This window comes from Embleya sp. NPDC025285 (assembly GCF_055558835.1).
In genome coordinates this window covers 40,006-54,161 of sequence record NZ_JBVHLU010000022.1, presented here as the reverse complement: position 1 = coordinate 54,161, position 14,156 = coordinate 40,006, and the positions used below count along the sequence as shown (strand labels likewise).

11 protein-coding genes are annotated in these 14,156 nt (G+C 72.9%); 10 read left to right on the top strand and 1 reads right to left on the bottom strand.

Going from position 1 to position 14,156, the window contains the following annotated elements; genetic code table 11:
- Positions 1-91: 91 nt before the first annotated feature.
- The 6 genes from ACZ4FV_RS17170 (at position 92) to ACZ4FV_RS17145 (ending at position 9,638) form a co-directional block, all read left to right on the top strand.
- A complete protein-coding gene (locus ACZ4FV_RS17170) occupies positions 92-2,422 on the top strand; it encodes a [protein-PII] uridylyltransferase (protein WP_465322855.1) in 2,331 nt (776 codons plus the stop codon).
- A gap of 134 nt (positions 2,423-2,556) precedes the next feature.
- Positions 2,557-4,122, top strand: coding sequence for a signal recognition particle protein (ffh, locus tag ACZ4FV_RS17165; RefSeq protein WP_406298616.1), 1,566 nt, complete (start codon positions 2,557-2,559; stop codon positions 4,120-4,122).
- A gap of 80 nt (positions 4,123-4,202) precedes the next feature.
- Entirely contained in the window at positions 4,203-4,766 is a 564-nt protein-coding gene (locus ACZ4FV_RS17160; protein WP_395872668.1) for a GNAT family N-acetyltransferase, read from the top strand.
- 26 nt (positions 4,767-4,792) lie between these two features.
- Positions 4,793-6,511, top strand: coding sequence for an alkyl sulfatase dimerization domain-containing protein (locus tag ACZ4FV_RS17155; RefSeq protein WP_395872670.1), 1,719 nt, complete (start codon positions 4,793-4,795; stop codon positions 6,509-6,511).
- Between the two features lie 204 nt (positions 6,512-6,715).
- Positions 6,716-9,016 (top strand): bifunctional serine/threonine-protein kinase/ABC transporter substrate-binding protein, encoded by a 2,301-nt coding sequence (locus tag ACZ4FV_RS17150; RefSeq protein WP_465322854.1) that lies wholly within the window; start codon positions 6,716-6,718, stop codon positions 9,014-9,016.
- 85 nt (positions 9,017-9,101) lie between these two features.
- On the top strand, positions 9,102-9,638 hold the full coding sequence (locus ACZ4FV_RS17145) for a hypothetical protein (protein WP_395872674.1): 537 nt from the start codon (positions 9,102-9,104) through the stop codon (positions 9,636-9,638).
- Between the two features lie 84 nt (positions 9,639-9,722).
- On the opposite strand, the gene ACZ4FV_RS17140 is transcribed toward ACZ4FV_RS17145, so the two are convergent.
- A complete protein-coding gene (locus ACZ4FV_RS17140; RefSeq protein WP_395872676.1) occupies positions 9,723-11,429 on the bottom strand; it encodes a proline--tRNA ligase in 1,707 nt (568 codons plus the stop codon).
- A 264-nt stretch (positions 11,430-11,693) separates the two neighbouring features.
- On the opposite strand from ACZ4FV_RS17140, the gene rpsP reads away from it, so the two are divergent.
- From rpsP to trmD, 4 genes are all read left to right on the top strand, one after another.
- Complete coding sequence (gene rpsP / locus ACZ4FV_RS17135) at positions 11,694-12,161, top strand: 30S ribosomal protein S16 (RefSeq protein ID WP_360310613.1); 468 nt, start codon at positions 11,694-11,696, stop codon at positions 12,159-12,161.
- 2 nt (positions 12,162-12,163) lie between these two features.
- Positions 12,164-12,403, top strand: coding sequence for an RNA-binding protein (locus tag ACZ4FV_RS17130; protein WP_020553237.1), 240 nt, complete (start codon positions 12,164-12,166; stop codon positions 12,401-12,403).
- Between the two features lie 150 nt (positions 12,404-12,553).
- The gene (gene rimM / locus ACZ4FV_RS17125; protein ID WP_402230800.1) at positions 12,554-13,261 is read left to right on the top strand and encodes a ribosome maturation factor RimM; all 708 of its coding nucleotides are present in this window, start codon (positions 12,554-12,556) and stop codon (positions 13,259-13,261) included.
- Complete coding sequence (gene trmD / locus ACZ4FV_RS17120; protein ID WP_395872680.1) at positions 13,258-14,076, top strand: tRNA (guanosine(37)-N1)-methyltransferase TrmD; 819 nt, start codon at positions 13,258-13,260, stop codon at positions 14,074-14,076. Before rimM ends, trmD begins: the two co-directional genes overlap by 4 nt.
- Positions 14,077-14,156 lie beyond the last annotated feature (80 nt).

Sequence of the window (14,156 nt, the reverse complement as noted above, 5' to 3'; positions counted from 1 at the left end):
CGCGTCGACCGCTCGCGGTGCTCGGCCACCTTGCCCCGGCCCACGTCGGGGCACACTTCGGCCGGCGCGTGTGAACGAGGGAGCAGGCCCCATGCAACCGACCCCCACTTCGCGCTACACCCGGGCCAGGGACGACCTCCTGGCCGATCCCGCCGGCCCCACCGGGGCGGCCCGCCGACAGGCGCTGGGCGCGCTGTCGGATCGCTGGCTGACCGAGCTGTTCACCGGCGCGGGCGCGCCCGCACAGGGCGTCTCGCTGGTCGCGGTCGGCGGCTACGGCCGGCGCGAGTTGTCCCCCGGCAGCGACCTGGACGTGGTGCTGCTGCACGAGGGCCGGCGCGGGGTCGGCGAACTCGCCGACGCGATCTGGTACCCGGTGTGGGACGCCGGCATCGCGCTGGACCACTCGGTGCGCACCCCCGACGAGGCCCGCCGGGCCGCCGCCGAGGACCTGCGGGTGCAGACCGGCCTGCTCGACATCCGGCACATCGCGGGCGACGCCGACCTGACCGCCGCGCTGCGCACCTCGATGTTCACCGCGTGGCGCGCGGCCGCGGTCAAGCGGCTGCCCGAACTGCTCGCGGCCTGCCGAGAACGCGCGGAGCGGCACGGCGAGGTCGCCTTCCTGCTCGAACCCGACCTCAAGGAGGCCCGGGGCGGCCTGCGCGACGCCACCGCGCTGCGGGCGATCTCGGCCTCGTGGATCGCGGACGCGCCGCACGAGGAGGTGGACACCGCGCGGGCCACGCTCCTGGACGTGCGGGACGCGCTGCACCTGGTCACCGGACGCGGCTCGGACCGGCTGCTGCTCCAGGAGCAGGACGCGGTCGCCCGGCGGCTGGGGCTGCTGGACGCGGACACCCTGCTGCGCCGGGTCTCCGAGGCGGCGCGGGCGCTGACCTACGCGGGCGACGTGACCTGGCGCGAGGTCTCCCGGGTGCTCGCGGCGCGCGAGGCCGGCTCGGGGGTGCGTCGGTTGCGCCGGGCCCGGGCCGGGGTGTCCGCGCGTACGCCACTGGCCGAGGGCGTGGTCGAGTACGCCGGCGAGGCGGTGCTGGCCCAGGCCGCGCAGCCGGCCCGGGACCCGGTGCTGCTGCTGCGCGCCGCCGCGGCCGCCGCGCAGGCCGGCCTGCCGCTGTCCCGGCACACCGTGGACCGGCTGGAGCTGGAGTGCCCGCCGCTGGCCGATCCGTGGCCGCCCGCCGCGCGTGAGGCGTTCGTGGCGCTGCTCGGCGCCGGGCGCGACGTGTTGCCGGTCTGGGAGGCGCTGGAGTCCAAGCGGCTGATCACCCGATTGCTGCCGGACTGGGAACGGGTGCGCTGTCGCCCGCAGCGCAACGCGGTGCACCGCTTCACCGTCGACCGGCACCTGATCGAGACCGCGGTCGAGGCCGCCGCGCACACCCGGCGGGTGGCCCGGCCCGACCTGCTGCTGGTGGCCGCGCTGCTGCACGACATCGGCAAGGGCTGGCCGGGCGACCACAGCGTGAGCGGCGAGGTGATCGCGCGGGAGGCGGCCGCGCGGATGGGCTTCGCCAAGGACGACGTGGACGTACTGGGCACCCTGGTGCGCCACCACCTGCTGCTGGTGGACACCGCGACCCGGCGCGACCTGGACGATCCGACCACGGTGGCGGCGTTCGCCGAGGCGGTGGGCGGCGTGGAAACCCTCGAACTGCTCCACGCGCTCACCGAGGCCGACGCCGCCGCCACCGGACCCGCCGCGTGGAGCGAGTGGCGGGACGCCCTGGTCCGGGACCTCGTCGCCCGGACCAGGGCGGTGTTCGCCGGCCGGCCGGCCCCGGCGGTGCCCGAGCGGAGCGTCACCGCCGATGTACCGGGCGAACTCCCGGTGGTTCGCCTGGAACCGCTGCCCTTCGGCGCGGAGGTGACCATCGCGGCGGCCGACCGGGTCGGCCTGATGGCGCTCGCCGCCGGCGTGCTGGCCCTGCATCGGCTCACCGTGCGCTCGGCCGCGATCGACGTGGTCGACGAGCTGGGCATCACGGTGTGGACGGTGGAGACCGAGTTCGGCCGGCTGCCCGACCCGGCCGCGCTGCGCGAGGACGTGCGCAAGGCCCTGGCCGGCGGCTTGGACGTGGCCGCCCGGCTGGCCAAGCGCGAGGCGGCGTACCCGCCTCGGCGCGGCACCACCCGGGCGCCCGCCCGGGTGGAGGTGATCGCGGACGCGTCCGAGAGCGCGACCGTCCTGGAGGTGCGCGCGCACGACAGCCCCGGACTGCTGCACCGGATCGGCAAGGCGCTCGCCGACGCCCGGGTGAGTGTGCGTCAGGCCCGGGTGGGCACCCACGGCGCGGAAGCCGTGGACGCCTTCTACGTGGTCGCCCCGAACGGCCGGCCGCTGGCCGCCGGCGAGGCCCGAAACCTGGCCAGGACGTTGGAGAAGGCGTTGGCCGGGTGAGCGGCGAGGCGGCGCGGGGCGCCGCATCCGGGGCCGGCGGGCCAAGCCGGGGCGCGTGCCCCCGCCACGACCGCTCGGCGGGCGGTTAGGCTGGGCCCGACACCACCCGTATCTGACGAAGGACCTCTGCCGACGTGTTCGACACTCTCTCCGACCGCCTCGCAGCGACCTTCAAGAACCTTCGCGGCAAGGGGCGGCTCTCCGAAGCCGACATCGACGCCACCGCGCGCGAGATCCGCGTCGCCCTCCTCGAGGCCGACGTGGCCCTCCCGGTGGTCCGCGAGTTCATCGGACGCGTCAAGGAGCGCGCCCGGGGCGCCGAGGTGTCGGGTGCGCTCAACCCGGCCCAGCAGATCGTCAAGATCGTCAACGAGGAGCTCGTCGGGATCCTCGGCGGCGAGACCCGGCGACTGCGCTTCGCCAAGACCGGCCCCACGGTGATCATGCTCGCCGGCCTCCAGGGCGCGGGCAAGACCACCCTGGCGGGCAAGCTCGGCAAGTGGCTCAAGGAGCAGAAGCACCAGCCGCTCCTGGTGGCCTGCGACCTGCAGCGCCCGAACGCGGTCAACCAGCTCTCCGTGGTCGCCCAGCGGGCCGGTGTCGCGGTCTACGCGCCCGAGCCCGGCAACGGCGTCGGCGACCCGGTCAAGGTCGCCCGCGACTCGATCGAGTTCGCCAAGACCAAGCAGTACGACGTGGTCGTGGTCGACACCGCCGGTCGCCTGGGTATCGACGCCGAGATGATGCGGCAGGCCGCGGACATCCGGGACGCGGTCAAGCCGGACGAGATCCTGTTCGTCGTCGACGCGATGATCGGCCAGGACGCGGTGGTCACCGCGCAGGCCTTCCTCGACGGCGTCGGCTTCGACGGCGTGGTGCTCTCCAAGCTCGACGGCGACGCGCGCGGTGGCGCGGCCCTGTCGGTCGCGTCGGTGACCGGCCGGCAGATCATGTTCGCCTCCAGCGGCGAGAAGCTCGACGAGTTCGACGCCTTCCACCCGGACCGGATGGCCTCGCGCATCCTGGGCATGGGCGACATGCTCAGCCTGATCGAGATGGCCGAGGCCAAGTACGACCAGGACCTCGCGCTCAAGGCCGCCGAGAAGCTGCACGGCGGCGGCAACAACTTCACGCTGGAGGACTTCCTCCAGCAGATGGAGCAGGTCAAGAAGCTCGGCTCGATCTCCAAGCTGCTCGGCATGCTGCCCGGCATGGGCGCGATGAAGGACCAGATCGACAACATCGACGACCGCGACCTGGACCGGGTCGCGGCGATCATCAAGTCGATGACGCCGGCCGAGCGGGCCGACGTGAAGATCCTCAACGGCTCGCGCCGGGCCCGGATCGCCAAGGGTGCCGGTACCGAGGTCAACGCGGTCAACAACCTGATCGAGCGGTTCGTCGAGGCCCGCAAGATGATGGGCCAGATGGCCAAGGGCGGCGGCATGCCGGGCATGCCCGGGATGCCGGGCATGGGCGGGGGCGCCGGCAAGAAGAAGGGCAAGGCGCCCAAGCAGGCCAAGGGCAAGCGCCAGTCGGGCAACCCGATGAAGCGCAAGCAGGAGGCGGCGGCCGAGGCGGCCCGGCGCGAGGAGCGCGCGGCGAACCCGTTCGGTCTGCCGGCCGGCGGCGCGGGCGGCGCGGCCGACTTCGAACTGCCCGAGGAGTTCAAGAACTTCCTTCCTCCGGGCCAGAAGTAGGCTCGGAGGCGACGCGGGCCGACCGTGCCCCGGGGGCGCCCTCCGGGGAAACGGTCGGCGAGGACGAGAAGGGGATGTGGATGGTCGGGACGCCGGAGTTGTACACCGTGCCCGGCTGCCGGGTGGGCATCCGGGCGCCGCGGGTGTCGGACGCGGCGGCGTCCGCCGAGGCGATCCGCCGCTCCGAGCACATCGCGCGCTGGAACCCGTCCGACCCGGACGACCTGCCGGACCTGATCCGCCGGCAGAGCGACACCTTCCGCACCTTCCTCGCGGTGGACATCGCCGACCGGGCGCTCGCCGGCCGGATCAACGTGTCGAATATCGTGCGCTCGCGGTTTTGCAACGCCTCGCTCGGCTACGACGCCTACACGCCGTACGCGGGCACCGGGCGGATGACCGAGGCGCTCGCCCTGGTGATCGATCGGGTGTTCGCCGCGGACGGCTTCGGGCTGCACCGGTTGGAGATCAACGTGCAGCCGGGGAACGAGAATTCGATCGCGCTGGCGCGGCGGATGGGCTTTCGCTACGAGGGCTTCACGCCGCGCATGCTCTTTCTCAACGACGCGTGGCGCGACCACGAACGGTTCGCGCTGACCGCGGAGGAATGGCCCGGGGCGGAGAAGACCATTCTTCCCTCGTAGGGCCGGACGTGGCAGGCTGCCCGGCCATGACGTACGAGGTCGAGCCTGCCGTTCATCCCGAACTCGCCGCCCACACCGCGCACTTCGCCAAGCGCGTGTACACCGTGGCCGAGCATGTGCACGTCGCCGTGGGCTGGTCCTCGGCCAACGCGACGGTGATCGAGGGCCCCGACGGCCTGGTGGTGGTCGACACCGGCAGCGGCGCGGACCTGGCCGCGGTGATCGAGGCGGAGGTACGCCCGCACCTGGACGATCCGCGGGCTCCGGTCAGGGCCGTGGTGGTCACCCACCACCACCCCGATCACGTCAACGGGCTGAGCCACTGGGCCGCGACGCCGGACGTGGACGTGTACGCGCACCGGACCTTCCTGGCCGCGCTGACCGACCAGTCCGGACCCGCGCTGCACATCATGGGCCTGCGCTCGGTGTACTCGCTGGGCAATCTGCTCGGCCCCTCGGACACCGAGGGCGTCAACGACGCCGTCGGCCCGCACGCGGGGGTCGGCACACCGTCGTTCGTGATGCCCACGGTGCTGGTGGGAGACGAGTTGGAGACCGAGGTCGCGGGCGTGCGGCTGCGGTTGTTCCACAACCCCGGCGAGACCGACGACGCGATCAGCGTGTACCTCCCGGACAGCGACGTCCTGCTGTGCGGAGACACCATCCAGGGGCCGACCCTGCCGAACATCCACACCCTGCGCGGTTGCCGCTACCGCGACCCGATGCAGTGGGTGCGCAGCATCGACGCGCTGCGCGCCCACCGGGCCGCGCACCTGATCCCCAGCCACGGGCAGCCGGTGTCCGGCGCGGCGAAGGTCGCCGAGGTGCTGGGCGTGGAGCGGGACTGCATCCAGTACATCCACGACCAGACCGTGCGCCGGATGAACGAGGGGCTGACCCCGGACGAGTTGGCCGAGACCGTCGAACTGCCCGAGCACCTGGCCTCGTACGCGCCGTACGCGCGGGAGTACTACGGCACGGTCAAGCACACCGTGCGGCAGATCTTCTTCGGCTATCTGGGCTGGTTCGGCGGCGACCCGGTGGACCTGGATCCGCTGCCCCGGGCGGAATACGCGCGCCGGACGGTGGAGTTGATGGGCGGCCGGGAGCGGGTGCTGGCGGCGGCGGGGCAGGCGTACACGGCGGGCGAGTACCAGTGGGCGGCCGAGTTGGCCACGCACCTGACCCGGATCGACCGCGAGGACGCGGACGCGCGCTCGGTCAAGGCCGCCGCGTTTCGCCGGCTGGGCTACGCGCAGCTCAACGTCAACTGGCGGAACTGGTACCTGACCAGCGCGGACGAACTGGAGGACCGGATCCAGCCGATCCTGCCGCTGATCAACTTCGCGGCGATCTTCGCGCCCCGGGACCTGGTCGCCCGGATCCCGGCGGCGTGGCTGATCGAGTTGTACACGACCCGGCTGCGGGCCGAGGAGGCGCTGGAGGTGGACGCCGTGCTGGGCTGGCGGGTCCGCGGCGGCGTGCACGGCGAGGAGGCGGTCGCGCTGCACATCCACCGGGGCGTCGCCCGCTTCCTGCGCGAGATCCCGGCGGACGCCGACGTGGTCCTCGAACTCCCGCGCGAGACCGTGGAGTCCCTGCACCTGGGTCGCACCGACCTACGCGGCGCGCTGGCCGGCGGGGACGCCACGACCACCACCGGCACGCCCGAGCGGGCGGCCGCCCTGCTCGACCTCTTCGACCCGGCCCAACCGAAGAAGCCCACCGAACTCACGCTGCGCTGAACCCGGCCGATTCTCGGCGCGCGGGTGTACGCGCGATGCGCGTCGAGTACGCGGGCGCCCTCATCCGTGCGGTGTGCCTGCGTGGCGGGGTCGGGTTCGGCAACGATGGGGTGCAGCCGTGCACGCGGGGTGTGGCGTGCGTGGGATCGTGCCCGCGGCCGTCGGGTGGGATCGGCGGCCGGAGTCGATGACGGGGGAACCCCAGTGGACGCATTACGCACCGACGATCCGCGTCGGGTGGGACCGTTTCGACTGCTCGGCCGGCTCGGGAGCGGCGGCATGGGGCAGGTGTACCTCGGCCGGGGGCCCGCCGGGCGGACCGTGGCGGTCAAGCGGGTGCGGGTCGAACTCCTGGACGACGAGGACGCGTTCCGGCAGCGATTCGCCCGCGAGGTGGAGGCCGCGGGCCGGGTGCGGGGCGCGTTCACCGCACCGGTCGTGGCCGCCGACGCGTACGCCGAGGTGCCGTGGCTGGCCACCGCGTACATCCCCGGGATGGCGCTCGGCGAGGCGGTCGGCACGTTCGGCCCGCTGCCCGCGCACACGCTCGCCGCGGTGGCCCGCGGTCTGGCCGACGCGCTGGTCGCGATGCACGCGGTGGGCCTGGTGCACCGGGACCTGAAGCCGGCCAACGTGCTGCTCGCGGTCGACGGCCCGATCGTGATCGACTTCGGCATCGCGCTGCTGGACGGGGCGACCGCGCTGACCCGCACCGGGCACACACTCGGCACGCTCGGGTTCATGTCGCCGGAGCAGTTCGAGCGGGCCGATGTCGGGCCGGCCAGCGACGTCTTCTCCTACGGGGCGGTGCTCGCCTACGCGGCCACCGGACGACTGCCGTTCGGATCCGGGCCCTGGCCGGTCCTGTTGGCCAACCTGACCGGCCGCGATCCGGATCTGGAGGACGCCCCGGAGGCGTTCCTGCCGCTGTTGCAAGCCTGCCTGGACAAGGATCCGAACCGCCGACCGACGCCGGCCCGGGCCCGCGCGCTGGTGCCGACCGAGACCGACGAGGACCTGCCGGGCGGCTGGTTGCCGGCGCCGCTCGCGCACGCGCTGCTGCGGATCGCGGGGCGCGCGCTGGACGCCGAGGGCACACCGGATCCGCCGCCCGCCGAGGACTTCGCCGACTCGGTGGGCCGGGAGACGGCCGGCCCGGCGGCCGAGGCGACCGCGGACCCGGCGGGCGCGGGGCTCGTCGGCCCGGCGGTCGAGGACACCGGCGACTCGGTCGGCTTCGGGCCGAGCCGACTCGGCGCCGAGCCGGCTCGGGACGCGGTGCCGCGGGACGCGACGAACGAGGCGCTCGGCGAGGCGGTGGGCGAGGTGCCGGGCGTGGCCGGGCCGGCCGCCCCGCGCGCTCCGCGTGCGCTCGGTGCGGCACGGGGCGGAAGCCATCGACTGCCACCGACCCGCCCGCGCTACGCGGTGGCGGTCGCGGTGGCCGTCGCGGTCGCGTTGACGGCCGGGCTGCTGGTGTGGCGCGGGTTCGGCGGCGGCGCGCAGAGCACCGCGAACCCGCCCACCGCCTTCCGGATCGGCCTGCTGCTGCCCGACGATCGGGCCGAGGCGAGCGTGCGACCGGCGTTCGAGGCGCGGATCCGGCAACTGTGCCCCCGCTGCTCGGTGCGGTTCGAGCCCGCCCGCCGGCGGCCGGACGTGCAGCGCGCGCAGATCGACGCGATGATCTCGGCCGGTGTCCGGGTGCTGGTGCTGGGCCCGGTGGACCCCAAGGACACGGCGTCGGCGGTGACCAGGGCCCGGGAACACGACATTCCGGTGGTCGCCTTCGACAAGCTGGCCGCGGGTCCCGTGGCCGGGCACGTCTCGTTCGACTTCCGGGAGGTGGGCAGACTCCAGGCGCAGGCGCTGCTCGACGCGGTGCGCGCGGCGGGCGGACCGCGACGCGGCTCGATCGTGATGCTCAACGGTCGCGCGGGGGACCGGGCCGGGAGCGAGATCAAGCGTGGCGCACACGCCGTACTCGACGGCGAGGTGACGATCGGGCGCGAGTACGACCTCGAGGACCCCGGCGGGAACCGGGCCCAGCAGGTGATCGCGGACGCGCTGACCGCGCTCGGCGGGCCGACCCAGGTGATCGGGGTCTACGCGGTGGACGACACGATGGCCGCGGGCGTGCTCCGCGGCCTGACCGCCGCCGGCGTCGCCGCACCCGTGCCGCTGACCGGACAGGATCCGGACCCGGCCACGCTGCGCCGGATCATCGCGGGCACCCAGACCGTCTCGGTGCTCAAGCCCGGCGGGCCGGAGGCCGAGGCCGCCGCCGAGATGGCGATCACGCTGGGCCGGGGCGAAGCGTTGTCGCGCGTGGACGCCACCCGCGACAACGGCACGACCCAGGTGCCGACGGTGGCCCTCGCGCCGGTCGCGCTGACCCGGGCCAACCTCAAGGAGATGTTGCCCCTACTGGCCGGCACGGTGGATCCGCGCGAGGTGTGCACGGCCGAACTCGCGGCGGAGTGCGCCCGCCTCGGGATCGGCTGAGGCGCGCGGCGCGGTCGGCGGAACGACGAGCACGGCCGCCCGCGCCGGACGATAACGACGGCCGGGGTCGGTCGTTGATCGGTGCATGACTACTTCTCGACGGTTGCTCGGTGCCCTGATGGCGGGTTTCTGCGCGATCGCGTTGCCGAGCGGCGCGTGGCCGGCCGGGGCGACGCTGCTCGGCGAGTCGGCGGTCGGGCCGGACCCGGCCCGACCGTGGGTGTTGCGCGAGGGGCCGATGGCCGTGTCGCCGAAGGACTTCGACTTCCTGTGTCGGGTGACCGCCCCGGCACCTCGACAGATCACCCTGCGGCTGTTCCCCGACGTGATCGTCGAGGTCGTGGAGGACGCCGTGGAGATCGACGACGAGGGCACCGCGATGTGGTCCGGGCACGTCCTGGACGCCCCCGCGAGCCCGACCAGCTTCGCGGTCACCGGCACCTGCCCGGGCGGTCCGGTGTCGGTGGCCGGCGCGGTGGACATCGGCGAACTCACCTACGCGCTCACCCCGGGCACGTTCGGCACCAACACGGTGCACGTCGAGGAGATCGCCCGCTGGGCCATCCCGATCGACGAGAGGCCGACCCACGCGGTCGGCAGGGGCATCCCGGCACCGCGATGAGATCCGCGCGCGAGGCGGCACCCGCATGCGCGAGCGCCCCCGCCGGTCGACCCGGCGGGGGCGCTCGCACGATCGGGAACGGGGTCAGCTCGCGTCGAGGACCAGCTTGCGGACGTACTCGACCGCCTCGGCGACCGGGACCAGCGCCTTCTCACCGCTCGCGCGCGAGACGATCTCCACGTTGCCCTCGGCCAGGCTGCGCGCGCCGACGGTGACCCGGAACGGGATACCGACCAGCTCGATGTCCTTGAACTTCACCCCGGGACGCTCGGCGCGGTCGTCCAGGATCGTGTCCACCCGCTGCCGGACCAACTCGGTGTAGATCTCCTCGGCGGTGACGCGCGACTTCTCGTCGTCCACGTCGAGGAGCGCGACCGCGACCTCGAACGGTGCCACCGCGACCGGCCAGACGATGCCGTTCTTGTCGTGGTGCGTCTCCACGACCGCGGCCATCGCCCGCTCGACGCCGATGCCGTAGCTGCCCATGATCGGGGTGACCCGCTCGCCGTCCGCGCCCAGCACGTTCACGCCCAGCGCCTCGGTGTACTTGTAGCCGAGCTTGAAGATGTGGCCGATCTCGACGGTCTGCTCGACCTCCAGGCCGGTGCCGCACGCGGGGCACGGCTCGCCGGCCACCACCTCGCGCAGGTCGGCCCAGGTGCCCACGGCGATGTCCCGCTCGACGTCCACGCCGCGCACGTGCACCTTGTCGACGTTGGCGCCGGTCACCATGTCCCGACGACCGCGCAGCGCCTCGTCGGCCAGGATCGGCAGGTCGCTCACGCCGACCCCGCCCAGGCTGCCCGGGTACGCGCCGAGCGCGGCCTTGATCTCGTCCGCGGTGGCCGGGCGCACGTCGGTGGAGCCGGTGGTGTCGATCAGCTTCTGCTCGACCAGCGCGTGGTCGCCGCGCAACAGGGCCAGGGTCAGCCGCCCGCCGACCATGTAGACCAGCGTCTTGATCTGCCGGTCGGCCGGCACGCCGTGCGCCTTGGTCAGGTTCTCGATGGTCTTGATGCCGGGGGTGTCGAACCGCTCCGGCACGTCGAGCCCGGCACCGTCCTCGATCTCCGCGAGCCGCGAGGTCGCCTTCTCGACGTTGGCCGCGTAGTCGCAGTTCGGACAGTGCACGACGAGGTCCTCGCCGGCCGTCGACGGGCACATGAACTCGGTCGAGCCGCTGCCGCCCATGGTGCCGCTGGACGCCTGCACCGCGATCGCCGGGATGCCCAGCCGCTGGAAGATCCGCACGTACGCCTGCCGGTGCGCCTCGAACGAGCGGTCCAGCCCCTCGGCGTCCAGGTCGAAGCTGTACGAGTCCTTCATGGTGAACTCGCGCACCCGGATCAGCCCGCTCTTGGGTCGCGGCTCGTCGCGGAACTTGGTCTGGAACTGGTACCAGGTCTGCGGCAGGTCGCGGTAGGAGCTGAGCTCGTGCGCGAGGGTGGTGAAGATCTCCTCGTGCGTCATGCCCAGCGCCAGGTCCGAGCCCTTGCGGTCCTTGAGCCGGAACATCTCGTCGCCCATGACCTCCCAGCGCCCGCTCTTCTGCCAGATCTCGGCCGGGTGCATGGTCGGCAGGACCATCTCCTGCGAGCCGATCCGGCTCATCTCCTCGCGGATGATCGTGATCACCTTCGCCCGCACCCGCACCGCGAGCGGCAGCAGCGAGTAGTGGCCGGCCATGAGCTGGCGGATGTACCCCGCGCGCACGAGCAGACGGTGGCTGACCGCGTCGGCGTCGGCGGGGTCCTGGCGGAGGGTGGGTACGTACAGTTCGGACCAACGCATGAGACCGTGGCGACCTAACGACTAGAAGAAGAGGGAGAAGGGCGATGCGGCTTGCATTCTAAAAGCCGCGCGGCCCTCGGCCGGTCGAATCGGTGCCCGGCTTTGGTCGGGGCCGGGATGTCTGGCAGAATGGCGAGCTGAGTACCCGGGGCATTGCCGGACCCTCTCTCCGCATGCTTACCGTGTCCACGATCAGCCGAGCCTCATGTCCCCACGTGAATGCCGGCTGTTCACCCACGTCAAGATGCAGGAGACACCACTCTCGTGGCAGTCAAGATCAAGCTGAAGCGCCTGGGCAAGATCCGTTCGCCCCACTACCGCATCGTCGTCGCCGACGCCCGCACCAAGCGTGACGGTCGGGCGATCGAGGAGATCGGTATCTACCACCCGATGGAGAACCCCTCGCGCATCGAGGTCGACTCCGAGCGGGCGCTCTACTGGCTGGGTGTCGGCGCGCAGCCGACCGAGCCGGTCGCGCACATCCTCAAGCTCACCGGCGACTGGCAGAAGCACAAGGGTCTGCCGGCCCCGGCCCCGCTGCTCGTCGCCGCGGAGAAGGCCGACAAGAAGTCGCTCTTCGAGGCCGCCGCCCGTGAGGCGATGGACGAGCCCAAGGACGGCGCCACCACGCCGAAGGCCAAGAAGGAGAAGAAGGTCGAGGCTGCCGCCGAGACCGAGACTCCGGCCGCCGAGGGCGAAGCCGCCGCCGAGACCGCCGCTGACGAGGGCTGACCATGCTCGAGGAAGCCCTCGAACATTTGGTCAAGGGCATCGTCGAGCATCCGGACGAGGTCAAGGTACGGGCGCGTAATCTTCGCCGCGGCCGCATTCTCGAGGTTCGGGTACATCCCGAAGACCTCGGGAAGGTCATCGGTCGAGGTGGTCGCACCGCGCGTGCGCTGCGCACCGTCGTGACCGCGCTCGGCGGCCGAGGAGTCCGCGTCGACCTCGTCGACGTCGACCAGGTTCGCTGACGTACCCGGACATCACGTCCAACCGGGAGCTGCCCGGCGGAATCCTCCGCCGGGCGGCTTCTTGGCATTTCCGCCTTCCCGGCGTTTTCCCCTCCTGCCCCGGGCATGAGGTCCCATCGGTCCCATCGGGCAGAGATTGAGGAGTCGCAGGTGCAGCTTGTGGTCGGCCGTATCGGCAAGGCACACGGCATCAAGGGCCAGGTGACCGTCGAGGTCCGTACCGACGAGCCGGAACTGCGGCTCGCGCCGGGTGCGGTGCTGATGACGGACCCTCCCTCGGTCGGCCCGCTGACCATCGCCGACGGCCGGGTGCACAGCGGCCGGCTGCTGCTCACCATCGAGGGCGTGACCACCCGCAGCGACGCCGAGGCGCTGCGCAACACCCTCCTGATCGCCGAGGTCGACCCCGAGGAACTCCCCGAGGACCCCGAGGAGTACTACGACCACCAGCTCGTCGGACTCGACGTGTTCACCGCCGACGGCGAGGCGGTGGGCGAGCTGACCGAGGTCGTGCACCTGCCGTCGCAGGACCTGCTCATGGTCCGCCGCTCGGACGGGCGCGAGGTGATGATCCCGTTCGTGCACCAGATCGTCCCGGAGATCGACCTGGAGAACCAGCGCGCGGTGATCACCCCGCCGCCGGGTCTGCTGGACGCGGAGAACGCGGTGCTCGCGGTGCCGGACCCGGAGGCGGGCGAGGCCGAGCCGGGCGAGCGGAAGCCGAGGAAGAGCAAGCCGAGGAAACTCACGGCCGCCGAGCGGGCCGAGGCGAAGGCGGCCCGGGCCGCGGCGAAGCCGGCGCCCGGCCCGAAGCCGGAGCCGGGGGCCGCGTCGGAGTCGGGGCAGGACCCCTCGTGAGGATCGACGTCGTCACGATCTTCCCCGAGTACCTCGCGCCGCTGGACGTCTCCCTGGTCGGCAAGGCGTGCGCCAAGGGGCTCATCGACGTACACCTGCACCAGTTGCGGGACTGGACGTTCGACGTGCACAAGACCGTCGACGACAGCCCGTACGGCGGCGGCCCCGGCATGGTGATGAAGCCCGAGCCGTGGGGGCTCGCGCTGGACGCGGTGCTGGAGCAGGGCCGCGGCGAGGCCGCCGCCGTGCCGCGGATGATCGTGCCGACCCCGTCCGGGCGCCCGTTCACCCAGGACCTCGCGGTCGAATTGGCCGACGAGCCCTGGCTGTTGTTCGCGCCCGCCCGGTACGAGGGCATCGACCGGCGGGTGTTGGACGAGGCGGCCACCCGGATGCGGGTGGACGAGGTGTCCATCGGCGACTACGTGCTCGCCGGCGGCGAGGTCGCCGTGCTGGTCATGGTCGAGGCGGTGGCCCGACTGCTGCCCGGCGTGCTCGGCAACGCCGAGTCGCACCGGGACGACTCGTTCGCGCCCGGCGCGATGGCCAACCTGCTCGAGGGGCCGGTGTACACCAAGCCCGCGCAGTGGCGCGGTCGCGAGGTGCCGCCGATCACGGTGTCCGGGAACCACGGCGCGATCGCCCGGTGGCGGCGGGACGAGGCGCTGCGCCGGACCGCCGCGCACCGGCCCGACCTGATCGCCAGGATCGATCCGGGAGCGGTGGACAAGAAGGACCGGGCCACCCTCGCCGAGCTCGGCTGGGTCGAGCGGGACGGCCGGTTTCAGCCGGCCGAGGCACCTGTGGCAGACTGAGACGCTGTTGCCATGTCCCGATCCGGACCGGGTTCCCCGGGAGTCGGACGGCACCCCTGCCACAGGGGGAGCGCCACTCG